The following is a 22333-nucleotide window of genomic DNA, read 5'->3' on the forward strand; positions in this document are numbered from 1 at the left end:
CGCTACGGGAGCGGCCAACCATCGGCTGCGACGCGCTCACGCCAATACGTCGCCGCGTCCTTCCCGGCTTGCATAGTAACGAACTCATCAGTTCGCTCCGCGAGGGCAACCTTCGGGTCGGTGACATCGACGAATGCCTCCAGCGCGATGTACAAAGCAGTGCCGCTGGCAAACTCGGCATACCCACGGGTGGACTCAATGACGGCAAACGTGACCGGATTGCCGTGCACGAGTGCGTTGCGAGCTCGGCGTCGACGGGCGTCGAGTACTGCACCCTCGGAGGTGAACTCCGCCATGAGCGCGGTGTAGATGGCGTGATCGCTGAGGCTCGCGAACATGCGCTCTATCCAGGTGCGCTCGTGTTCAAGGCGACAGAGAGATAGGAAGTCGTCGGCACGGTCGGCGAGGAACAGCAGCCAGGGCTGCTTCGGCCGATCCGACATCCACTCTCGGGTCAGCTCAGTGAGTAGCTCAGTGCGGCCACCCCCTCCAAGCAGGCACATGTGCGCCGCGGTCTGAAGGTCGCCCAGCCAACGGGCGTGCGCCCACCGCTCATTGAGAAGCGCGAAAAGGTCATCCGGCTTCATGGCGGCGTGAGCGGCGACGTGCTGCACGACGCGGTCGGAAAGCGGGATGACACTGCTGATGTCGGCTTCGGAGGGCTTCCGTAGCGCCATATCGCGGCTGAAGGGGTGATCGGCGGCAGTTTGCACGTCGATGGCGGCAGCGAGGAACTTTGGGAGCTCTTCGCGGGCTAGCGCTTCGGCGATCCGGGGTCCCTGCTCTGCGACCGCCTCAGAAGTAATTCCGGCGCCGTAGGTGTCGTCGGGAAAGCCGGTCTGCCTGTGCACGGCGTGATGGCCTCCGCCGGCATTTCGTCCAGAGCGCAGCACGTGGTACTCGGCTAGCCGCGGGCGGACACCACCGACGCGGTGGATCGAGACGCTCAGAATCGTGTCGACGATGGCGCGGGCCTTTTCGACGGCTCCGGCCGCTTTCGTGACGCCGAGGTCGACTCGGACGATCGTGTCCACGTCGGACTCCTCGTCGACCATCTTCGCGACTTGGAAGCTGTGCCCGTACTGGACGATCTCCCACAATTCTTCCTTGTGTGGAAACTCGAACCGGCCGGGCTCTGCGTTGGGCACCGCCCAGTGCGCGTCGCGGAACATGACGTTGCCTGCCTCGAAGTCGGCATGAATCCGGCCCTTGAATCCGATCCAGACGACGGTCGCCTCTTCCTCGGCCGGGGATCCCACAAAATCGCGAGCCTTCTCGAGTCGCTCCTCAAGTGGCGTGTCCTTCTCGCCCATTGGGATGTCATCGGGGTTGCGGCCGAACGCGATGATGCTGACAAGCCCACTGAAGATGCCTTCGGCATGGTGTCCTCGCCTCGTCAGCTGATCAAAAAGCAACTCCGCGATCGGACGATACTCACGACGAGCGAGCGTTTTGTCCTGCGCTGCGGCAACCAGATCGTCCCAGGCCGCGCGGGCGGCTTCGTCCGTTTCGAGCGCTGTCAGGAGCGCCGCTGCGGTCGTCGTGACGTCGACCCAGACTGCCGCAGTGCGCGTTCCGGGCTCCTCGATGAGCGTAGTGCGAGGGGCCCCGGTGAGCGCGGCACAGGCCGCTTCGAAGGTAGCCAGCGGTGTGGCGATCTGGGTCCGCAGCGCGGGTCCGAGAGCGATTACGGACTGCTCGAGGTCCAGCGTGAGCGAAATGCGGTTCGGCTTCGGGTTCCATGCTTCGGCGCCGCTCGCAAGGCGCACCCACTCGACGATCTCGCTCACGATGACCGTGAGCGGCAGGACGTCACTCGTGCCGTGGCGGCGGTCCAGCGAAGACACCAGTGATGGGAGCCATGCCGGAGTGGTCTCTGACCAGTGGTCACTGACGTTGTAGTCGATCATCATCGGCGGGCTCGGGTGTGGTGTTCGGAATGTAGGCGGGCGCTCATATCTGCTTATGACTATGACAAACGATGCCCCCAGCGAATAGTGATCGAACGTTGTGCTTTTTGCAGCGAGCGCGACCGGCGCATTGACGTAGGGATTCGGTTCGTCATACTCAGCAGTCCTCCTCGCCGGGCTGCGGCTTCACCGAGAGGAACCCATCCGGGGTTCGTCGGCCGCATCCGATGAGGAGGCTCGCGATGAGCGAGAACGAACTGCCTGAGGTGCCGGCCACGGCTCTCGGCCCAATCCGCTCGCTGAGCGTGCGCATCACCGACGGGCTGCGAGCGCAGCTCGAAGTGATCGCCCAGCTCAACGACCGGAGCGTCACCGAAGAGATCCGTCTGGCGTTGGAGGCCTGGGTTGAGACCAGCAAATCCGATCCCAAGGTGCTCCAGCGCGCCGAGACTGTGCGGGCTGAGATCGAGCGCGAGGCGAAGACCAAGCGGAGTGCGATCGAGGCCATCTTCGGGAGTGCGCCGCCCAAGGGCGGTCGCACCACAAAGCAGGCTCCGGCCTGACCCGCGCCGGGCGTCCGGGATCGAGCATCGTCATGCTCTCCCGGGCGTCTCGGCGCTTCAACTCACCCGCCCTCGTTGCTGCCCCGCGGCTTATCAGAGAACCAACCGAGTTCTCGGCCGCGACAACAGTAAGGAGGTGGGAGCGATGGTGAAAAGCATCGTCATCCCGTACGACGGGACTCGTCCGCCGCGACTCCAAGAGATGGCCGACATCGGCGCCTTCCAGGAGGCGGTAGACGGCTGGCTCGAGATCATCGAGGTGCCCGGCATGGGCGTCACGATGTACGTCAACGAGGCGGCTCATCGCGACTTCGCGCCGCTCAATACGCGGGCGATGGCGCTGCGGTGGCTCTACAGCGTCGAACCGATGCAGCATCCATTGCTCTTCGGAGATGTCGTGCTCTCCGGGCTTGGCGACGAGAACGAAGGTGACGTGCCTGAGGCGATCGTGCGCGAGCTGTTTGACGCTACGACGTACTTCATCGACGCGCGCAGCCACGCCGGCCGGATGTGGAGCGAGACCCGCGCGCAGTTCAGCAATGTGTTCGACGCCGCGGTCTGGTGCATGCTCATCAGCCGATTCACTCGGCCCGGCGTGCAGATCCGCGTGCGCTCGGTCGTACGGAGTCCCGCCTGACTACTACGTGCCGCCCAAGGTTGAGCCATCCGTGCTCCCTCGGGCGGCACGCTCACCTACCCCTCGTTGATGCCCTACGGCTTCCAGCGGAACCGCCCGGGTTCCCGGCCGCTCGCATCAAGGAGGAAGAGATGGCGAAAGCACTATTCGTTCCCGTGGATCCGACGGCACCCATCGATACTCGCGAACTCGCTCGTCTTGAGGACTACCAATCAGCAGTCGGCGGCTGGATCGAGCCAGTCGATGCGCCAGCACTCGGGGCGACGATCTATGTAACGAGGAGGGGCTTATCCGGCAGATGCCACTCAATCCCCGCGCCACGTTCCTGTGGTGGTTCTAGGTCCCGGCGGCGCGCCAGAAGGCGATGCTCGTCGGTGACGCCGTGCTGGTAGGCATGCCCGACCGGCTCGGCGAGAGCACCGATGTGCCTGATGCTGTGCTCGAGTTGACTAGCTTCGGGCAGCGGTGGCGAATCGAGTACCTGACCGAGTCCGACGCGCGTTGGCGACAAGGTGATGTCGGGCACGGCGACGTGTGGGAGGCAATGGTCTGGGGCATGGTTCTCTTGGAGCGAGCAGTCGACGTAAAGAACGACCGGCTCGCTCCGTTCGACCCGACTGCGACGCGTGCCAATTCCATCTTGCCGGACTAGACAGCGGCGGCCATTTGAGCAGCGAGCAGTCGCAGCTCGTGGCCGCCGCTCTTCACGTTCCGAGCTGTGGACGCCAGTACTTGCGAGAGGTGAGGTGCCAGCCACCGCAATCCGGACAGCGATACGCGCGTGCCTCGGTCTTCGTGCGCCGCGAGCCGTCCTTGTGTTGCGCTGAGGCCATGGCAAGCAATGCCGCGATGCGGTCTCGGTAGCGCACCTTCTGGCACTTGGGCATGTCGAGATCGTCTCAACGACCTCCGACATGAACGGGCGACGCGCTCGGGGCGTCCTGCGTTCTTGGGTTCTGCTCACCGTGTTCGACAGCTACTCGACGAGGCCGACTATTCGAGAAAAACCCTGGTCGTGGTATAAATAGGGTGATCGCATCCGCAGTTCATTCCGCCTTCTTGCGGGGCTGCAGGCGGCTCGGGCTCCGTCGCTACGTCGGCGTCCGCCGATATCGTTTAGGTGCCCGATCGCTTCACCATTTACCCGCGCACTGACGCGCGAAGGAGACCCTACCCGTATGGCCAAATCACTACTCGAGCAACTGCCCAGCATCGTCGCTGCCGGCAAGCGACAGGCTGCGCAGATCCTCGAGCAGCTGGAGGGTCAGAACCGGGTCTCGCTGCAGACTCGCGAGCTAGTGATCCCAGCGAAGGACAAGGCAGGGTTCAACCTCTGGGGTTCCCGTGCGGACGAAGAGACGCAGTCCTCGCCGAACCGGCTCATCTACGGTGACAACCTTCTGGCGATCGCGGCCTTGCTGGCTGGCGACGACGACACGCCGAGCATGCGCGGCAAGGTCGACCTGATCTACATCGATCCGCCATTCGACTCGAAGGCTGATTACCGGACAAAGATCACACTTCCGGGCGTCACAATCGACCAGAAGCCGACCGTGCTCGAGCAGTTCGCGTACTCGGACACCTGGTCTGACGGCACTGCTTCCTACCTCGCGATGATCTCTGCGCGGCTGGTGCTCATGCGCGAGCTGCTCTCCGATGTGGGGACGATCTACGTTCACCTCGATTACCACGTCGCTCACTACGTGAAGCTCGTGCTTGACGAGGTCTTCGGTCGAGCGAGTTTCCGTAACGAGATCGTCTGGAAGCGAAAGGGCGGCTCGGCTCTCGGCACGATGAATCGCATGTCCGTCAATACCGACAGCATCTTCGTGTACACGAAGACCGACGAGTTCATCTTTAATCCGGTGTACGTCCGCAACGAGGAGTACATCAACGAGATGTTCCGGTACTCCGATGATGACGGACGCCGCTTCATGCTCAACGTCATGCGCAGCCCTAGTCCGCGCCCGAACCTGCAGTACAACTACAAGGGATACAAGACGCCGCCGAATGGGTGGGCGGTTCCGCTCGCCACGATGGAGCGACTCGACGCAGAAGGCCGGCTCTACTTCCCGGAGAGCAAGACCAAGCAGATCTACAAGAAGGTCTTCCTCGACGAGTACCCGGGCCAGCTCGTGACCAATCTCTGGGACGACATTTCGCTCCTCAAGGGCAAGAATGCCGAGATCGTGGACTACGCCACGCAGAAGCCCGAGGCGCTCCTCAATCGCATCATCCAGCTGTCCAGCAACGAAGGATCAATCGTCGCTGACTTCTTCGTCGGCTCCGGCACGACTGCTGCCTCTGCCGAGAAGCTCGGGCGACGGTGGCTCGTAACTGACCTTGGCAAGCCGTCGACAATGATCACGCGCAAGCGCCTGATCGACCAGGAAGCCAAGCCGTTCCTCTACCAGGCCATCGGCGACTATCAGGTCGAGCAGGCTCGCTCGACTCTCGGTCGCAGCTTCCGCGTCGGCGACCTCTCGCGGGTCGTTCTCGATGTCTACGGAGCGCTACCGCTCCCTCCCGAAGAAAACGTCAACGGGAGCCTCGGTCGCCTGCCGGGAACGCGAACACTCGTCATGGTCGACAGTCCCGCGCGTCTCACGACCGCGTCGACCCTCCGCCGAGCGCAGGGCTTCCGCGAAGTAAAGATGGGCGGCTTCGACAAAGTCATCGTGCTCGGGTGGAACTTCGCCGCCGGCATCGGTCAGGACATCTCCGACCTCAACGATGACAAGCTCGAAGTCCTCGTGATCCCACCAGACCTTCTCGACCGTCTCAAGAAGAAGGGCGCCGACAAGCTTGCGTCCGAGGTGCGATTCTCGAGTCTCCAGTACCTGCAGGCAGATGTCGTGGCTCGCACTCAAGACGCCACGGGCGAATCGCTTGTGGTCACGCTGCAGAACTACGTTCTGCTTTCTCCTGATGCGATCAATCTCGACGAGAAGAACCGCGCGGCGCTGCAGAACGTGATGAACAACGAGCCGCTCGCGCTCATCGAGTACTGGGCCGTTGATCCCGACTACGACGGTGAGGTCTTCCGCTCGGTCTGGCAGGACTACCGCGGAAATACCGACAACGACGAGGACCCGCTGCGCGTTGTCACGACCGCCACGCTCGACCTCGGACGCAAGGAGGGCGCACGTACGATCTGCATCCGTGCCGTCGACGTCTTCGGTTTCGAGTCAGAGGTAGTCATCCGCGACGTCGAGGTGTCGGCATGAGTGGCTTCGCTGACTTTCCGCTCGCCAAGGGGCTGAGTACCCTTCTCGCTCCTCAGATCCCGGATCTGGTTGGAGGGCTCGGCGCACCGCTGCTCGAGGAGGTTACGCCGGTCACAGCTGAGCTCCTGCGCTTCTGGTTCGAGCAGGACTATTGCGACACCCGCTTCCTGAACTTTCACGAGGGCCAGCGCCAGGCGATCCTCAACATCATCTACGCGCACGAGGTACTGGAGACAACACGACTGCGCGATCTTTACGACGCCGTCGCTGGGGACTACCTGCTCCAGGGCGGTGTCCTCGGTGAGGTGACGCGCCAGCGCCACGACTATCCGAAGTACGCCGCCAAGATGGCGACCGGAACGGGCAAGACCTGGGTGCTGAACGCCCTCATGCTCTGGCAGCACCTGAACAACGCCGCCAACCCAAGTGACCCGCGCTTCTCGAGCAACTTCCTTCTCGTGGCGCCCGGCCTCATCGTCTACGAACGCCTGCTTGACTCGTTCATGGGCAAGGAGCACAACGGCGAGCGAGACTTCACGACCAGCGACATCTACTCGCAGCGTGACCTCTTCGTTCCGGAGAACTACCGCACGAAGGTCTTTGCCTTCCTTCAGTCGTCGGTCGTGACGAAGACAGAGATCGGGCGCAAGGTCACGGGCTCGGGGCTCATCGCCATCACCAACTGGCACCTGCTCGCCGGGCAGGAAGACCCGGACTTCCTCGACGACGAGGACGAGATCGACGCACCTGGCGCAGAGATCAGCCCGAAGGACGCGGTGCAGAGCATCTTCCCGCTCACGCCGGGCACCTCAGCCGGAAATGCGCTCGACACTCTTGATCGCCGCTTTGCGCGCGGCGGCCCGCTCGAGGCGCTGAAGGATCTGCCGAGTCTTGTGGTCTTCAACGATGAAGCGCATCACATTCACGAGGTCAAGAAGTCCGAAGAGGTCACCGACGTCGAGTGGCAGAAGAGCCTGACGGAGATTGCTTCCACCAAGGGCGCGCGCTTTATGCAGTTCGACTTCTCGGCGACGCCGTACAACGAAGTGGGTTCGGGCCGAAAAAAGAACAAGGCCTACTTCCCTCACATCGTCGTCGACTTCGATCTGACCTCGGCCATGAAGGCCGGACTCGTGAAGGCGCTCGCACTCGACAAGCGCAAGGAGGTCGCCGCCCTCCCGCTCGACTTCCGCGCCGAGCGTGATGAGCAGAACGCGGTCACAGGCCTGTCGAACGGTCAGCGCGTCATGCTGCGCGCCGGCCTCAAGAAGCTCCAGATCCTCGAGGACAAGTTCAAGGACGCCGACCCGGACAAGCACCCGAAGCTGCTCGTGATTTGTGAGGACACGACCGTGTCTCCGCACGTCGAGGAGTTCCTGAAGACGGCCGGCCTCTCCGAGGACGACATCCTCCGTGTGGACTCGGGCCGTAAGTCTGAGCTCGGCGCCAAAGACTGGGAGCCGGTCCGCGAGAAGCTTTTCGACGTCGACAAGCACGCGCAGCCGAAGGTCATCATTTCCGTCCTGATGCTCCGCGAGGGCTTCGACGTCAGCAACATTTGCGTCATCGTCCCGCTGCGGTCTTCGCAGGCTTCGATCTTGCTCGAGCAGACCATCGGTCGCGGCCTCCGTCTCATGTGGCGCGGCAATGATGCCATTGACGAGCTGAAGGCTGAAACGCGTGAGCGTATGGCCAAGCGCATGGAGCCGACCAACTACTTCGACGTGCTCTTCGTCGTCGAGCACCCGGCCTTCTCGGACTTCTACGAAGAGTTGCTCAACGGCGGACTGGCCGTCGAGGTCGGCGACGAGGACGAGAAGAACACCTCCGCCACGGGTGACCTCGAGTTCGTGGATCTTCGGCCGGGCTACCAGGCGTATGACTTCGAGATCCCGATCATCATCCGCGACGCCGACGAGGAGCTACGCGAGCCGAGCATCAACCCGCTTGAGCTGCCGGTCAGTCGATTCCCGCTCGACCTCATCCTGAAGCAGGTCGGCAAGGGCGACCGGTTCGTCTCCGAAGACCAGCAGACCGGCACCCAGTTCGGCGACTACCGCGTCGATGGAGGTGTGCTCACCGCGACCGGCTACAACGACTACCTTTCGCGGATGACGACGCGCGTCACTGAGGCGCTCGGTCGAAACATGACGACGTCGGCAAAGAAGTACCGCGAAATCAGTCAGTTCCCGATTCTCCAGTCGTACCGACCGCTCCTTCTCGGCTGGATTGATACCTACATCCGCAAGCGCATGTTCGGTGCTGCCTTCGACCCGCTCGAAGGCGAGAACTGGCGCGTTCTTATGCTGGACGATGTCGCCCACGAGCTGGCCGGCACCTTCGCCACCATGCTCGTCGAGCTGCAGGAGAACCAAGAGGTCGACTCTGCGATCGTGCAGTACCGGAAGCTCTCCGATGTCGCGACCATCCCGGTGCGGGCAAGCTCGGCCGCCGAAGTCAACAAGTGCATCTACGAGCGCCTGCCGATTCCGACGAAGGCCGGCGGCCTCGAGCGCACCTTCCTCCACTGGGCCGACGGCGACTCTGCCATCGAAGCGCTCGCCAAGGTGCATGAATACCGCCACGACTTCCTTCGTCGGCCGTACCTAAAGGCCGACGGCATGCCTGCCCAGTACTCGCCCGATTTCCTGGTGCGCACTGGAGACGACATCTATGTTGTTGAGACGAAGGCGCAGTCCGCGCTCAGCGACGAGAACGTCAAGCGCAAGCAGCGCGCGGCTCTCGCCTGGTGCGAGCAGATCAATGAGCTTCCGGAGGAGCAGCGCGATGGGCGGCTCTGGCACTACGTCCTGCTGGGCGAGACGATCGTGAAGGACTGGAAGAAGAAGAACGCACGAGCGAGCGAGCTGCTCGACTACGCGCGACTTCGTCGCTCAAGCACGGCTCGTCAGGAGAAGCTCCTGTGAGTGAACCGGTGCTCCCGCTTTCGCTGATGGATCGGGAGCGCTTCCTGGCGCTCTTCTACGAGCCCGAGCGGTTCGACATTCACGCCAAGACGTTGATGCACTTGCATGTGCTTCGTGTGGACGGCGGCGACTTCGCGATTAAGCCGCTGTTCCGCGAGCTCGTCAACAACAGCATCAGCTACGTACTGTCCCGGCAGAACCTAGAGAAGCTGACCAGTGACCTGAGCCGCATGGGCGAGTTCTTTCGAAAGACCCAGGTGCAGTTCAAGGCTCCCGATTCCAACGCTGGTGAGGGCGGCGAGCTGCTGCTGTATTCCTTCCTCGAGGGGCACCTTGGGGCGCCCAAGATCCTCTCGAAGATGGAACTCAAGACCTCATCGGAGCACTACGTTCACGGAACTGATGGAGTCCACCTGCTTGAGGTCGCCGAGGGCGAGTACCAGCTGATCTTCGGTGAATCGAAGATGTACGGCGATGTCACGGGTCGCGTCGGATCGAGCGCGAAGCGCGGCGTCCAAGCCGCCTTCGCGTCCATGGGCAAAGTCCAAGAAGACGACTTCGACTTCGACACGTGGCTCGTTGAGTCAGAGCTTCTCAAGGAGAGTCTCGACCCGGCGAAGGTTGAGCTCCTGGCAACCATCCTGCTCCCGCCGGCCTCGGGCGGTGCGGAAATAACCAAGTCCAATGCCTTCGGTGTCTTCATCGGCTTCGAGCTGGACGTGACGGAGTATGCGTTCGCCGACCACACCGCCGCAGAGATCGAGGAGCACCTACGAGGCATCGCTCTCTCGGCGATTACCGATCAGGTCGAGACGATCAAGACCGAAATTCAGAACCGCGGCCTCGGCGGCTACCAGTTCCACATCTACGCCGTGCCGTTCCTGAAGCGGAACGTCAACGGCACCGTGCGTGGCATCGAAGACATTCGCATTGACCTGGCGTCGGAGCTCAGCGGGAAAAACCTCCGTCCTCCGAAGGAGAAGACGACGAAGTGACCGAGCGAACTGCCGCTGACGTGCTCAGCGAGATGATCGTCGCTCGCCCCGACTTCCAAACGGCGTACGGCAACCTCGAGCGATCCGTCGCCGCCTCGTTCCTTTCGAGCGACGTGAGTGGTGCGCTCGACGCGACCGAGGCGAAGCACCTGCTCCGCTACGCCGACGTGCTGTCACATTCCAGCGACCCGCGTCACCGCGAGCTGGCGTACACGACCATCGCGCTCCTGCGCGAGTATGACGCCGCGGTCGGGCTCGGCGAGGAACTCGGCGATCGGGTGCTAGCCGTCGCCGAGGCGGTGCTGGTGCAGCTCGGCAACTTCCCGGGCATCAGCACGCTTCAGAAGCGCGTTGGCAGCCGGTATGCCCTGCCGCTGTCGCGCGGCACGCTGCGCATTGCCAAGGAAGTCCTGCAGCGCACTAACAAGGGCGATGCCATCCTGACGGACACGCAGTACGCGATCACCGAGAAGATGCGCGGTGAGGACTTCTTCAGCTTCTCCGGTCCCACCTCGCTCGGGAAGTCCTTCATCATCAAGGACGCGCTCTACGACATCGTGCGCCGCGACGAACTCAACGATCACTGCGTCGTCATTCTCGTTCCGACCAAAGCCCTCATCGGGCAGACGGCGGCTGATCTTCGAAACCTCCTCGCGGAGGTGCCCGAGGTCAACGTGGCGACCTATCCGTCGCTCCCCAAGCTGCTGCGCCAGAAGTACCGGCGCACGATCTTCGTGCTGACGCCGGAACGCCTGCTGCGCTATCTCGCCAACCCGGTTCGGGAGATTGACTACCTGGTCGTCGACGAAGCACAGAAGGTCATCGCGAAGAACGACGCGCGCAGCTCGCTGTACTACCACGCCATCGTCGAAGCGACGCGGCGCTTCGCGACCAAGCTCGTGTTCGCATCGCCGAGCATTGAGAACCCGGAACTGTTTCTCGAGCTGTTCGGCAAGGCGACCAACGGTGCCCTCACCGTACGGGAGCGCACCGTGGCGCAGCAGCGCTACTTCGTCGACCTTGTCGCCAAGCAGCAGTACTACTTCTCTGGGCTCGACACCACATCACAGGAAATGGAGCAGGCGCCGACCGAGACCAACGTGGTCGATCTGGTGCTGACTCGCAGCGGCGACCGCAAAGCCATCATCTACATCAACGGATCGCTGAAGTCTGCCGAGTTCGCGATGCGACTTGCTGCGAAACGGCCCGTCGTGACCAGCGACAAGGTGGACGAGCTGATCAAGCACGTTCGCGAGTACGTGCACAAGGACTACTTCCTCGGGAGCACCCTGAGCCGCGGCGTCGCCTTCCACCACGGCAAGATGCCGCAGGAAGTGCGCGAGCGTGTCGAGGAGGCGTTCTCCGACCCGGACTCGCCAATCCAGTTCGTGGTCTGCACATCGACGCTCCTCGAGGGCGTCAACCTGCCAGCGAAGAACATTTTCGTGCTGAGCGACAAGCACGGGAACAGCTCGTTCACCAAGATTGACTTCGAGAACCTCGCCGGACGTGCCGGCCGCCTCACCTACGACTTCTCCGGCAACGTGGTCTGCGTGCGCGAGGAGGCGAACCGGTGGGCCGACACGACCCGCGCTCTCATCCCTCGCGCCGAGCCGGCGAAGGCAGAGAGCTTTCTCGTGAGCCCGCCGAACAATCGGAAGAAGGAGTACACCGACATTGCGCGGATCCTTCGCGGCGAAGCGCTCCCCGGAACGCCGTCCGCCGACCAGCAGCGAAGCGTTGAGCAGTACGCATCGATTCTGACGCTGCATCAGATCGACAACCAGCAGACGCCGCTGCGCAGCTACTTCCTCGACAAGGTGCAGGGCGGTCGGGACCTCTTGAAGAAAGCCGCCGCGTCGGTGGTCGTGCCGACTGACGTGCTGCGGCGATCGCCGAACATCCTGCCGGAATATCAGGACAGGGTCTGGACGGAGCTCACCGAAGGCTCGGCGGAGCCGCTCGTAGCGGATGACGCCGATCTGAACGACGTGCAGACGTTCCTCAACGTCCTCCGTCGCCTCAGCGAGCTGTACGGCTGGCGTACCACCGAAGTTTCGGGAACCGATCCGCTCATGCCGAAGAACGCGGACGCCGAGGGCTGGGACCGGCGCCTGTACTACTGGGCGCTGCTCATGCGGGGCTGGGTACGCGGCGATCCGATCAGCCGGGTCATCTCGAGCTCGATCGCCTACTACTCGCGGACCGGGTGGATCACCTACCGGGACTACTCGCGCGAGGAGAGTCTCGTTCGCGAACCCTTCGACCGGAAGTCCGCCAAGCACATCAACCTCATCATCGAGTGGACGCTTCGCGACATCGAGGGCGGCCTACGGTTCCGCATCATCGGCTATCTCCAGAACTTCTTCGACGTGAGCGTAGAGGCGCTCGGGTGGGACGCGTCTGGCATCAACGTCGCGACGCTCGTTGAGTACGGCACGACCGATCAGCGGGCCATCCAGCTGCAGGAGGTTGGCTTCGGCCGAACCGTGGCGACGGAATTGCTGACAGACCATTCGGACGCGCTGTCCTTCTCGGCTACCGGCGAGCTGGAGGGCTTCGACTATGAGACGATCCTGGCCAACGCCGATCTGTCCGACGAAGCACGGGCTGAGGTGGAGAACATCATGGTGAAGGTGGCGGTGCCAGTGGACGTCACCGAATCGACCGCCGACTAGCGCCCCGCGATCCTGAGTGCTCGCGTCGCCGAGGCGTTTTTCCATAGATACGAGCCCGACCTATCTACGCTCGCTTGCGCCGCCTCCGCTGCGCTTGACTGTTGCTCATGGCCGAACCGCAAGAAGCACCCGCCCAGCCGGAAGGCGTTGACGTCTACGTCATCAACTACGACGAAGAGGGCAACGAGGTGCGTCTGCTGCCGGCGGAGGTCGAGGACGCCGACTTTCGAATCCGGTCCCGGGACTACGGAATCAACAAAGGTATCTGGCGGATCGAGCGCCTGAAGCACGGACCCCTGATCGCTACCGACGCCCAAGTGCGCGGCGTGAACATCGGAAGCCTGGGGCGGGCTATCAGCGGCAATCTGCATGGGACCGAGCTGTACGTCGATCACAGCACGCCGCCGATCGACGAAGACCTTCTGATGCTCGACGAGCGGTATGTCATCAACGTCGAGGACGACCACACGGTGACGGCGATCGTCACGGAACGGTTCCCGACCCAGCCAGTCCAGAGCGCGGTCGAGATGAAAGCCGCGCTCTCGCGGATCACTGGCGCATACGGCTGTCGCATTCGCGAGGTGCGCTTCCTCCTTCCCGGCGGCACGCCGCCGGAGGAGCTGATCGATACTTGGCCCGCCGACCAAGAGTGGGCGGCGCAGTTCCGCGCCGATACCGCGGCGAGCATCGCCGAAGGGGCTCACGATGTGCAGGTCACGGTCGTCACGGACGACACGAAGATGCTCGGGGCCCTCCTCGACGGGGCAACCGCGGTCGCGGACTTCCTTAGGGCAACACAGGGTGGCCCGCTGGATGCCTCGGGCGTGCTGAATCTCCTGCGCGGTCTGCACTTCGGAGCGCTCATCGGGGAAAAGGAGTCTGAGTACCTCGAGGTCAAGACGGCGATGCACACCATCTGGCTCGCGGGGACGCCGGGGGAGAAGGCAAAAATCGAGCTGGCGCAGGACGTCGCGCGGTTCGCCAACAGTGACGTCGACGCCATCCTTATTGTCGGCTACCGCGAGGTGGCTGGTGCCGGAGGAGAGATCGGCAGTCTCACTCCTGTCGCCGACTCCCTGCTCAATATCGCGCAGATCCGGGAGGTGCTCGACGCTCGGATCGTTCCTCCCGTGGATGGCCTGCTCATCGAGACCTTTCCCGCCGCGACCGGCCAGAGCATGCTTGCGATCTTCGTCCCGAAGCAGCCGTTCGAGATGCAGCCCTACCTCGTGCACGGCGCTATCGCAGGAGACAAGGTGGAGGGCGCGTTCTTCAGCATCGTGCGGCGCCGCGGGGAAGGCTCGATCACAACATCAGCGCAGCAGATCCATACATACATCGTGGCTGGGAGGCGATACCTGCGTGGCTCAGGCGCCGCTATTGAGGCGGGGGGAGAGTAGCCTGATGCGAGCCAATAAAGGTGCTCGAGCAGATGTCCGGCGATTCAATGCCGTCACTTGAACAAGCCGCCCAGGAGCCCGCAAAGTCGCGCTTCGAACAGCGCAACGAGTCAAACGGCGCATCAGCGACTGTCACAGGATTTGCGACTTCCTTCGGTTACGACCACCTGTCGGCGGGCGTAGCTCGACACCAGCCGCGATGATTGCGACACGCATCGTCTCCTGATTCACGAACATCTGGTCCGCCACCTCCGAAAGCGACAGGCCTGACTCGTAGAGACGCTTGGCCATGCTCACCTGCTTGCCCGTCAGAGGCTGGCGTCTCACCACGACGCTGTTCTCGCGCAAAATCCGGAGGATGGTCGACTTCGCCACTTTGAATTCTTCCGCCAGGACTGTCGACGTCTCGCCGCCGGAGTAGCGGCGGACAACCTCCGATTGGGCGTCCGGCGATAGGCGGTCCACGGGCGAGTTCGACTGGTCTGCACTACGGGAGGCGCCTCTTCAGCCTCGGCGGCGACCAGGATCTGCCGAGCTTTGTCCGCGGTAACGGGGGACGCTGAATTGTTTGACAAGAGGTACTCAAGGTCGACGGTTCGAAGCCCTCCGCGGAGACGCGGGGGGCTTCTTTTTCGCCCGTGACCGGCGTCGGCTACCGTCTAACTCTGTCGGGACGGTGAAAGCGGGGAACTCGGTGAGCACAGAATGAAGCTGGACATTCACCCGTCGGCACCGCTCGCGATCGCCTCAGGGGCAGTCGTGCTCGCTGGGCTCGACGTGTTCACCAGGGTCCTCGCGGTCGGCGACGACGAGGCATACCTGGCGACCGTCGTATCCCTCGGACTGCGGCTCTTCGCCGGACTCTGCCTCGTCTGTGCTCTCGTCGCAGCCCTGCTCGCTCCACGGCGGCGCGGGCTGCAGGTGACGGGAGTCCTCGGGATTCGATCGCTGTCGGGCTCGTCGGCTACCTCGCCGTAAAAGACGCTGGCGCCTTCGTACCCTGAATTGCGACGATCGATGAACGCGGGCGGTTGTACCGCCGCAACCGGAGAGCAACGACATGACGATCATCGAGCGCACGACGCACTTCGAGAAGCAGTTCACCGTCAGCGGCTACGTCGTGAACGGGGTCGGAGACAGGGTGCTGCTCGTTCACCATCGGAAGCTCCTGAAGTGGCTTCCTCCCGGCGGCCATGTCGATCCGGACGAGACGCCTCACGTGGCAGTCGTTCGAGAGGTGCGTGCGGAGACGGGGATCCGCGCCGCGCTCAGGCCGCACCCGGGCATCGATCCCGAGGTGGACGGCACGAAAGAAGCTCAGCTCGACCTGCCCCTCAGTATGAGCTATCAGCTGATCCCGGAGCGGCCGGGTGAGCCGGCGCACATCCACATGGACATGGCTTTCGCGCTCGACGTCATGGGTGACGAGACCGTCGACGCCGCCGAGGCCGAGGTCCACGCGGCCGGGTGGTTCTTCCTCGACGAGCTGCACGGACTCGACACCTTCCCCTCGGTGCGGGCGATCGCCCGTTCTCTGATCGGTGATCGTGCCCCGATCCGCGGGTAGCGTCCGACTCCGATCCAGCTCGCACCGCTCATCGCCTGGATCGAAGGTGCGAGCTTCGCGTCAGGGAATCAGGCGCTCCGCGCGGTAGCGGTCGAAGAGGTCGGCGAAGGCCTGTTCCGTCCGTCGGTAGGCGAGGAATCCGGCATCCCGGCTCTTGCCCATGTCGGTGACGACCTCCATGTCGCGACCGAGGTCCGCGTCGGTGTGCCACCACGAGGCGATGCGGCTCAGGTCGGACTCGGCGAGCCCGTACGTGCGGGCGATGTCGGGCCAGGCCGCCTCGTGAGCGGCCATCTGCTGCTCGAGCGGTCGCGGCGCGCCCTCGTACCCCTTGACGCGATCCGGGTCGACGCCGAGATGTTCGGCCAGACGCGGCCACATCCAGCGCCACCGGAAGACGTCTCCGTTGACGATGTTGAACGCTTCGTCGGCGCCTGCCGGATTCGTCGCGGCCCACACCATCTGCTCGGCGAGGACACCGGCGTCCGTCATGTCGGTCAATCCGTTCCACTGCGTCTCGCTGCCGGGGAAGACGAAGTCGAGGTCGAGCTCCTTCGCGATCGTCGCCTGCGCGGCGATCGTCAGCCCCATGTTCATCGCGTTGCCGACGGCGTACCCGATGACGGTGTGCGAACGGTGCACCGACCAGGTGAAGCCCTGCGCCGCTGCCGCGGCGAACAGCTCGTCCTCCTGCGCGTAGTAGAAGTTCGGGGTGTCGAGCCGCTCCTCCTCCTCGTGGAACGGGGTGTCGGGCATCTCACCCGCGGCGTACGCCTCGAACGGACCGAGGTAGTGCTTCAGCCCGGTCACCAGAGCGACGTGCTCGAGGGGCGCGTGGGTGAGCGCCGCGAGGAGATCGCGCACCATCGCGCCGTTGACCGCGATGTTCTCCGCCTCGGTCGCCTGTCGCTGCCAGGCCGTGAAGAACACGTGAGTGGGATGCTCGTCGGCGAGGGCGGCCGTGAGGCTGCTCGGGTCACGCAGATCGGCCGCGATGCCTCGCACCGCTCCGTCGGTCGACGCGCGCCGCGAGAGGGCGAGCACCTCCCAGCCGTCCTTCACCAGCTGGTCGACGAGCGCCGATCCGGTGATGCCCGAGGCGCCGACGACGAGAGCGCGGCGGAGGGGAGAGTCGGGGGCCTGAGTCGAAGTGGTCATCCTGATGACAACAGCTCACACCCAGCGGCATTCCTCAGGTCGCCGAGGTGGTCAGGCGCCGCGCGAGGTACGGCGCCGTCCGGCTTTCCGCTACCTGCACCACGTCCTCCGGCGTCCCGGTCGCCACCACCCGCCCGCCGGCGTTGCCTCCGGACGGGCCGAGGTCGATGACCCAGTCGGCCGACGCGACGACATCCATGTCGTGTTCGACGACGACCACGGTGTTGCCGGCGTCGACGAGCGCGTGCAGCTGGGTGAGGAGCAGGCGCACGTCGGCGGGATGCAGTCCGGTGGTGGGCTCGTCGAGCAGGTACAGGGTGTGGCCGCGCCGGGCCCGCTGCAGCTCGGTCGCGAGCTTGATGCGCTGCGCTTCGCCGCCCGAGAGCTCCGTCGCGGGCTGTCCCAGTCGTAGGTAGCCCAGGCCGACCTCGCGCAGCGTGCGCAGGCTGCGGGATGCCGCGGGCACCGGCTCGAGGAAGTCTGCGGCCTCTTCGACGGTGAGGGCGAGCACGTCGGCGATGTTCTTGCCGCGGTAGGTCACCTCGAGCGTCTCGTCGTTGTAGCGCGCGCCGTGGCACGCTGGGCACTTCCCGTAGCTGCCGGGCAGGAAGAGCAGCTCGACCGAGACGTAGCCCTCGCCCAGGCACGTCTCGCAGCGACCGCCGGCGACGTTGAACGAGAAGCGTCCGGCGGTGTAGCCGCGCTCGCGAGCGAGGTCGGTGCCGGCGAACACCGAGCGCACAGCATCGAACAGGCCGGTGTAGGTCGCGAGATTCGAGCGCGGGGTGCGCCCGATCGGCTTCTGGTCGACGCGCACGAGCCGGTCGATGTGCTCGAGGCCCGCGACCGTCCGCACGGTGAGGGCGCCGGCTCGCGCGTCGGGGATCGTCGCTTCGGCCAGCCCCGCGGCATCCGCCGTCTCGTCGGCCGGCTCGTCCGCGGCGTCGTCTCCGCGCAGGTGGCCGTGCACGACGTCGCGCAGTGCGCCGCCGACGAGCGACGACTTGCCCGACCCCGATACTCCCGTCACCGCGACGAACGTCCCGAGTGGGAACGCCGCGTCGACGTCCGCGAGGTTGTGCAGTGATGCACCTTCGAGCGTCAGCCACTCCGTCGGGGCCCGCACAGCGCGCGGGGCCGCTGCGTCGGCGTCGGCGTCGGGGAACAGGAACGGTCGCGTCACCGACTCTGCGACCTCGGCGAGCCCGTCGACGGCTCCGCTGTACAGCACCGCGCCGCCGCCCTCGCCCGCTCCCGGACCGACGTCGACGATCCAGTCCGCACCGCGCACGACGTCCATGTTGTGCTCGACGACGAACACCGAGTTGCCCGCGACGGTCAGCTGCTCGAGCACATCGAGCAGCGGTTCGGCATCGGCGGGATGGAGGCCTGCCGACGGCTCGTCGAGCACGTAGACGACTCCGAACAGTCCCGAGCGCAGCTGCGTCGCCAGGCGCAGACGCTGCATCTCGCCGGGGGAGAGGGTCGTCGTCACCCGGCCGAGACCGAGATAGCCGAGGCCGAGGTCGACGAGGACTCCGATGCGCGCGACCAGGTCGGTCGCGATCGCGACGGCGACGTCGGTGCGCTCGCCGGATGCCGACGTGGGCAACGCCGGCGCAGCATCCGTCAGCATCGTCGTCGGGCGCAGGATGTCGGCGAGCTCGGTCATCGGCAGTGCGTTGAGCTCGGCGATCGTCCGGCCGGCGAAGGTGACGGCGAGCGCCTCGCGGCGCAGCCCCGACCCGCCGCACAGCGGGCACGTTCCTGTGCGGACGAACTGCAGCACGCGCTCGCGCATCTTCGCGCTCGCCGAGTCGGCGAGGGTGTGGAAGACGTACTTCTTCGCGCTCCAGAACATGCCTTTGTAGGGCTTGGCGACGCGGTCGCGCTGCGGCGTGATCTCGACGACGGGCTGTTCGTCGGTGAAGAGGATCCATTCGCGGTCGGCGGGGTCGAGGTCGCGCCAGGGGCGGTCGACGTCGTATCCGAGGGCGATGGTGATGTCGCGCAGGTTCTTCGCCTGCCAGGCCCCGGGCCACGCGGCGATCGCGCCGTCGCGGATGCTGAGCGACGGGTCGGGGACGAGCGTCTCCTCCGTGACGGTGTGCGCGACGCCGATGCCGTGGCACTCGGGGCACGCACCGGCGGCGGTGTTGGGGGAGAAGGCGTCGGAGTCGAGCCGCGTCGTGAACCCGTCGGGGAAGGTGCCGGCCCGCGAGAACAGCATCCGGAGCGAGTTCGACAGCGTCGTCACGGTGCCGACGCTCGAGCGCGAACTCGGCGCACCGCGGCGCTGCTGCAGCGCGACAGCCGGCGGCAGCCCCGTGATCGACTCGACGTGGGGGTTGTGGCCCTGCTGAATGAGGCGCCTCGCGTAGGGAGCGACCGACTCGAGGTAGCGGCGCTGCGCCTCGGTGAAGATCGTGCCGAATGCGAGCGACGACTTACCCGACCCCGACACCCCGGTGAACGCGACGATGACGTCGCGCGGCACGTCGACATCGACGTTCCGGAGGTTGTTCTCGTTCGCTCCGCGCACGCGGACGAAGGCGTCGGGGGTCGTGCGGCGGTGTCCAGACATCGTGCCAGCCTAGGTGCCGGTGAGTGACGCCGGACGCGAGCCCTACCACGTGCGAGGGGTGTACTGAGAGTGACTGCCTGGCCATACCAAGTCGGCTTAGCGTGGATGCTGCCCCGTCGGGCACACCCCCGCCTCACGTAACACCCGGCTCACCTGCGCCGGGGGAAGGAGCGCCATGCTCACCGTCAACGCCTACGCCGCGACTGCCGCCGACGAGCCCCTCGTCAAGACGACGATCGAGCGCCGCGACCTCGGTCCGCACGACGTGCTGATCGACATCGCCTACGCAGGCATCTGCCATTCCGACATCCACACCGTGCGCGGCGAGTGGGGACCGATCGCCTACCCGCAGGTCGTCGGCCACGAGATCGTCGGCCACGTCACCGAGGTCGGCTCGGACGTCACCAAGCACCGCGTCGGCGACCGCGTCGGCGTCGGCTGCATGGTCAACTCCTGCGGCGAGTGCGTGCAGTGCGTCGCCGGCAAGGAGCAGTACTGCCTGAAGGGCAACATCCAGACCTACGGCGGCGTCGACCCCGCCGACCGGACCATCACCCAGGGCGGGTACTCGGAGGCCGTCGTCGTGAACGAGGACTTCGTGCTGCAGGTCGCCGAGAACCTCGACATCGAGAAGGTCGCGCCGCTGCTGTGCGCGGGCATCACGACCTACTCGCCGCTGCACCGCTTCAACGCGGGCCCCGGCACCCAGGTCGCCGTCGTCGGGATGGGTGGCCTCGGCCACATGGCCGTCAAGATCGCCGTGGCGATGGGTGCCGAGGTCACCGTGCTCTCGCAGACGACCTCGAAGCAGGACGACTCGCTGCGCTTCGGCGCGAAGGCGCACTACGCGACGAAGGATGCCGACACCTTCACCAAGCTCGCCGGCTCGTTCGACCTCATCATCAACACCGTGTCGGCCAAGATCGATGTCGGCGACTACCTGGGCCTGCTGCAGGCCGAGGGTGCGATGGTCAACGTCGGCGCACCGTCCGAGCCGCTCGAGGTTCCCGCGTTCGCGTTCATCGGCGGCGGCCGTACGTGGGCCGGATCGATGATCGGCGGCATCGCCGAGACGCAGGAGATGCTCGACTTCTGCGCCGAGCACGGCATCCTGCCCGAGACCGAGCTGATCTCGGCCGAGCAGATCAACGAGGCCTACGAGCGTGTGCTCGCCTCCGATGTCCGCTACCGCTTCGTGATCGACGCGAAGACGTTCGCCTGACGCCACGCGGCGGGTGGGAACGGCCGTGCCACAGGTCGTTCCCACCCCGCCGGCGGTGGCGCGCGGGGCTTGTCGGCGGTGCGCCCTAGGCTCGTGCGGTGGGTATCGCAGAATGGGTCGCGCCGCGCCGGTTGGGGCGTGACTTCCGGTGGCTGTTCGCGTCGTCGCTGACGAGCAACATCGGCGACGGCATCGCGCTCGCCGCCGCGCCGCTTCTGATCGCCTCGATGACCGACTCGCCGGTGCTCGTCGCCTCCGGCGCGATCATGCAGTACCTGCCGTGGCTGCTGTTCGGACTGCACGCGGGCGCCATCGCCGACCGCATCGACCGCCGCCTGCTGATCATGGTGGCCAATGGCATCCGGGCGCTCGTGCTGATCGGACTCTGCGTCTTCCTCGTGACGGGCATGGCCAGCATCTGGATGGTGCTGATCGTCGCGTTCCTCTACGGCACCGCTGAGGTGTTCGTCGACACGACCAGCAGCACCCTGCTGCCGATGATGGTGCGCAAGGCCGACCTCGGCATCGGCAACGCCCGCCTGCAGGCGGGGTTCCTCCTGGCGAACCAGCTCGGCGGACCGCCGCTCGGAGCCTTCCTCTTCGCGATCGGGTCGTTCTGGCCCTTCGCGGTGCAGGGCGTGTGCGTCGCCCTGGCGATCGTGCTCATCTCGCGCATCGCGGCCATCCGGCGGGCCGAGCCGGCGGATGCCCCGCGAGAGCGCACGCCGGTGCACACCGACATCCTGAGCGGCATCCGCTGGCTCTGGCAGAACCCGCCCGTGCGGACGCTCGTCATCATCATCCTCACCTTCAACGTGACCTGGGCCGCCCCCTGGGGTGTGCTCGTGCTCTACGCGACCGACTACCTGCAGATGGGGCCGGTCGGCTACGGCGCCCTGACGACGGCGTCCGCGATCGGGGGATTGGCGGCCACGCTGCTGTTCGGACGCCTCGAGCGAGGCTTCTCGTTCGCGTCGCTCATGCGCGTGTGCCTCTCGGCCGAAGTGCTCATGCACCTCGCCTTCGCGCTCACGACGTCGGGCACCGTCGCGTTCGTCATCATGATCGCGTTCGGCGCCTACGCCTTCGTGTGGGCGACGATCTCGACGACCGTCCGCCAGCGCCTCGTCCCGCATCACCTGCAGGGGCGCATCGCCTCGGTCAACATGGTCGGCGTCTTCGGCGGCCTCGTCGTCGGTCAGGCGCTCGGCGGCGTGATCGCGCAGGTGTGGGGACCGACGGGGCCGTGGTGGTTCGCCTTCGTCGGGGCGGCGATCACGCTGCTGCTCGTCTGGCGTCCGATCTCGTACATCGCCGCGGCGAAGCCCGTCGAAGACGACGAGCAGCCCGCTGTCGCCTGATCGCGGATGACCGCCTGCAACTTTGGGTGGAGATCGCGAAGTGCCCTCGTTCGGACGTCGAGCCGGATGCCGCCACCTTCTTACAGTCGACGACGACCCCGTTC

Annotated in this window: 16 protein-coding genes; 12 read left to right on the plus strand and 4 right to left on the minus strand. The window is 65.2% G+C overall.

The genetic code is table 11. The features are described 5' to 3' along the window. Positions 1 to 2: 2 nt before the first annotated feature. Complete coding sequence (locus ACPYN5_RS05220; RefSeq protein ID WP_424447923.1) at positions 3 to 1910, minus strand: hypothetical protein; 1908 nt, start codon at positions 1908 to 1910, stop codon at positions 3 to 5. A 242-nt stretch (positions 1911 to 2152) separates the two neighbouring features. Between ACPYN5_RS05220 and ACPYN5_RS05225 the strand changes: the two genes are divergently transcribed. The 8 genes from ACPYN5_RS05225 (at position 2153) to ACPYN5_RS05260 (ending at position 14337) form a co-directional block, all read left to right on the plus strand. Next, the gene (locus tag ACPYN5_RS05225) at positions 2153 to 2473 is read left to right on the plus strand and encodes a ribbon-helix-helix domain-containing protein (protein WP_424447924.1); all 321 of its coding nucleotides are present in this window, start codon (positions 2153 to 2155) and stop codon (positions 2471 to 2473) included. Positions 2474 to 2618: 145 nt separating this feature from the next. Beyond that, positions 2619 to 3110, plus strand: a complete 492-nt coding sequence (locus ACPYN5_RS05230) for a DUF3846 domain-containing protein (RefSeq protein WP_424447925.1) — start codon at positions 2619 to 2621, stop codon at positions 3108 to 3110. 364 nt (positions 3111 to 3474) lie between these two features. Continuing rightward, positions 3475 to 3762: a hypothetical protein gene (locus tag ACPYN5_RS05235; protein WP_424447926.1), complete on the plus strand. Its 288-nt coding sequence runs from the start codon at positions 3475 to 3477 to the stop codon at positions 3760 to 3762. A 526-nt stretch (positions 3763 to 4288) separates the two neighbouring features. Beyond that, complete coding sequence (locus ACPYN5_RS05240) at positions 4289 to 6337, plus strand: site-specific DNA-methyltransferase (protein ID WP_424447927.1); 2049 nt, start codon at positions 4289 to 4291, stop codon at positions 6335 to 6337. Beyond that, positions 6334 to 9264 (plus strand): DEAD/DEAH box helicase family protein, encoded by a 2931-nt coding sequence (locus ACPYN5_RS05245; protein WP_424447928.1) that lies wholly within the window; start codon positions 6334 to 6336, stop codon positions 9262 to 9264. The genes ACPYN5_RS05240 and ACPYN5_RS05245 overlap by 4 nt, the downstream gene beginning before the upstream one ends. Next, positions 9261 to 10259 (plus strand): HamA C-terminal domain-containing protein, encoded by a 999-nt coding sequence (locus tag ACPYN5_RS05250; RefSeq protein ID WP_424447929.1) that lies wholly within the window; start codon positions 9261 to 9263, stop codon positions 10257 to 10259. The genes ACPYN5_RS05245 and ACPYN5_RS05250 overlap by 4 nt, the downstream gene beginning before the upstream one ends. Positions 10260 to 10372: 113 nt before the next feature. Further along, the gene (locus ACPYN5_RS05255) at positions 10373 to 12937 is read left to right on the plus strand and encodes a DEAD/DEAH box helicase (RefSeq protein WP_424447930.1); all 2565 of its coding nucleotides are present in this window, start codon (positions 10373 to 10375) and stop codon (positions 12935 to 12937) included. A gap of 107 nt (positions 12938 to 13044) precedes the next feature. Next, positions 13045 to 14337, plus strand: coding sequence for a hypothetical protein (locus tag ACPYN5_RS05260; RefSeq protein ID WP_424447931.1), 1293 nt, complete (start codon positions 13045 to 13047; stop codon positions 14335 to 14337). Between the two features lie 132 nt (positions 14338 to 14469). On the opposite strand, the gene ACPYN5_RS05265 is transcribed toward ACPYN5_RS05260, so the two are convergent. Then, the gene (locus ACPYN5_RS05265; RefSeq protein ID WP_424447932.1) at positions 14470 to 14802 is read right to left on the minus strand and encodes a helix-turn-helix domain-containing protein; all 333 of its coding nucleotides are present in this window, start codon (positions 14800 to 14802) and stop codon (positions 14470 to 14472) included. Between the two features lie 240 nt (positions 14803 to 15042). Here ACPYN5_RS05265 and ACPYN5_RS05270 point away from each other — a divergent pair, with 240 nt between their 5' ends. Both ACPYN5_RS05270 and ACPYN5_RS05275 read left to right on the plus strand, forming a co-directional pair. After that, positions 15043 to 15315: a hypothetical protein gene (locus tag ACPYN5_RS05270; protein WP_424447933.1), complete on the plus strand. Its 273-nt coding sequence runs from the start codon at positions 15043 to 15045 to the stop codon at positions 15313 to 15315. An 82-nt stretch (positions 15316 to 15397) separates the two neighbouring features. Next, on the plus strand, positions 15398 to 15904 hold the full coding sequence (locus ACPYN5_RS05275; RefSeq protein ID WP_424447934.1) for an NUDIX hydrolase: 507 nt from the start codon (positions 15398 to 15400) through the stop codon (positions 15902 to 15904). Positions 15905 to 15964: 60 nt separating this feature from the next. Here the strand turns inward: ACPYN5_RS05275 and ACPYN5_RS05280 are convergent, their stop codons facing one another. Both ACPYN5_RS05280 and uvrA read right to left on the minus strand, forming a co-directional pair. Beyond that, positions 15965 to 17062: an SDR family oxidoreductase gene (locus tag ACPYN5_RS05280; RefSeq protein ID WP_424447935.1), complete on the minus strand. Its 1098-nt coding sequence runs from the start codon at positions 17060 to 17062 to the stop codon at positions 15965 to 15967. Between the two features lie 34 nt (positions 17063 to 17096). Next, a complete protein-coding gene (uvrA, locus tag ACPYN5_RS05285; protein WP_424447936.1) occupies positions 17097 to 19646 on the minus strand; it encodes an excinuclease ABC subunit UvrA in 2550 nt (849 codons plus the stop codon). A 175-nt stretch (positions 19647 to 19821) separates the two neighbouring features. On the opposite strand from uvrA, the gene ACPYN5_RS05290 reads away from it, so the two are divergent. Continuing rightward, positions 19822 to 20868 (plus strand): NAD(P)-dependent alcohol dehydrogenase, encoded by a 1047-nt coding sequence (locus ACPYN5_RS05290; protein WP_424447937.1) that lies wholly within the window; start codon positions 19822 to 19824, stop codon positions 20866 to 20868. Positions 20869 to 20966: 98 nt separating this feature from the next. Beyond that, complete coding sequence (locus ACPYN5_RS05295; protein ID WP_424447938.1) at positions 20967 to 22229, plus strand: MFS transporter; 1263 nt, start codon at positions 20967 to 20969, stop codon at positions 22227 to 22229. Positions 22230 to 22333 lie beyond the last annotated feature (104 nt).

The sequence above is a fragment of the Microbacterium arborescens genome, from assembly GCF_049707515.1.
Lineage (GTDB): Bacteria > Actinomycetota > Actinomycetes > Actinomycetales > Microbacteriaceae > Microbacterium > Microbacterium arborescens_B.

Bases quoted from the DNA above. Each gene is read 5' to 3' on its own strand.
- ACPYN5_RS05220 (WP_424447923.1), bottom strand. From the start codon at position 1,910: ATGATCGACTACAACGTCAGTGACCACTGGTCAGAGACCACTCCGGCA.
- ACPYN5_RS05225 (WP_424447924.1), top strand. From the start codon at position 2,153: ATGAGCGAGAACGAACTGCCTGAGGTGCCGGCCACGGCTCTCGGCCCA.
- ACPYN5_RS05230 (WP_424447925.1), top strand. From the start codon at position 2,619: ATGGTGAAAAGCATCGTCATCCCGTACGACGGGACTCGTCCGCCGCGA.
- ACPYN5_RS05235 (WP_424447926.1), top strand. From the start codon at position 3,475: ATGCTCGTCGGTGACGCCGTGCTGGTAGGCATGCCCGACCGGCTCGGC.
- ACPYN5_RS05240 (WP_424447927.1), top strand. From the start codon at position 4,289: ATGGCCAAATCACTACTCGAGCAACTGCCCAGCATCGTCGCTGCCGGC.
- ACPYN5_RS05245 (WP_424447928.1), top strand. From the start codon at position 6,334: ATGAGTGGCTTCGCTGACTTTCCGCTCGCCAAGGGGCTGAGTACCCTT.
- ACPYN5_RS05260 (WP_424447931.1), top strand. From the start codon at position 13,045: ATGGCCGAACCGCAAGAAGCACCCGCCCAGCCGGAAGGCGTTGACGTC.
- ACPYN5_RS05270 (WP_424447933.1), top strand. From the start codon at position 15,043: ATGAAGCTGGACATTCACCCGTCGGCACCGCTCGCGATCGCCTCAGGG.
- ACPYN5_RS05275 (WP_424447934.1), top strand. From the start codon at position 15,398: ATGACGATCATCGAGCGCACGACGCACTTCGAGAAGCAGTTCACCGTC.
- ACPYN5_RS05280 (WP_424447935.1), bottom strand. From the start codon at position 17,062: ATGACCACTTCGACTCAGGCCCCCGACTCTCCCCTCCGCCGCGCTCTC.
- uvrA (WP_424447936.1), bottom strand. From the start codon at position 19,646: ATGTCTGGACACCGCCGCACGACCCCCGACGCCTTCGTCCGCGTGCGC.
- ACPYN5_RS05290 (WP_424447937.1), top strand. From the start codon at position 19,822: ATGCTCACCGTCAACGCCTACGCCGCGACTGCCGCCGACGAGCCCCTC.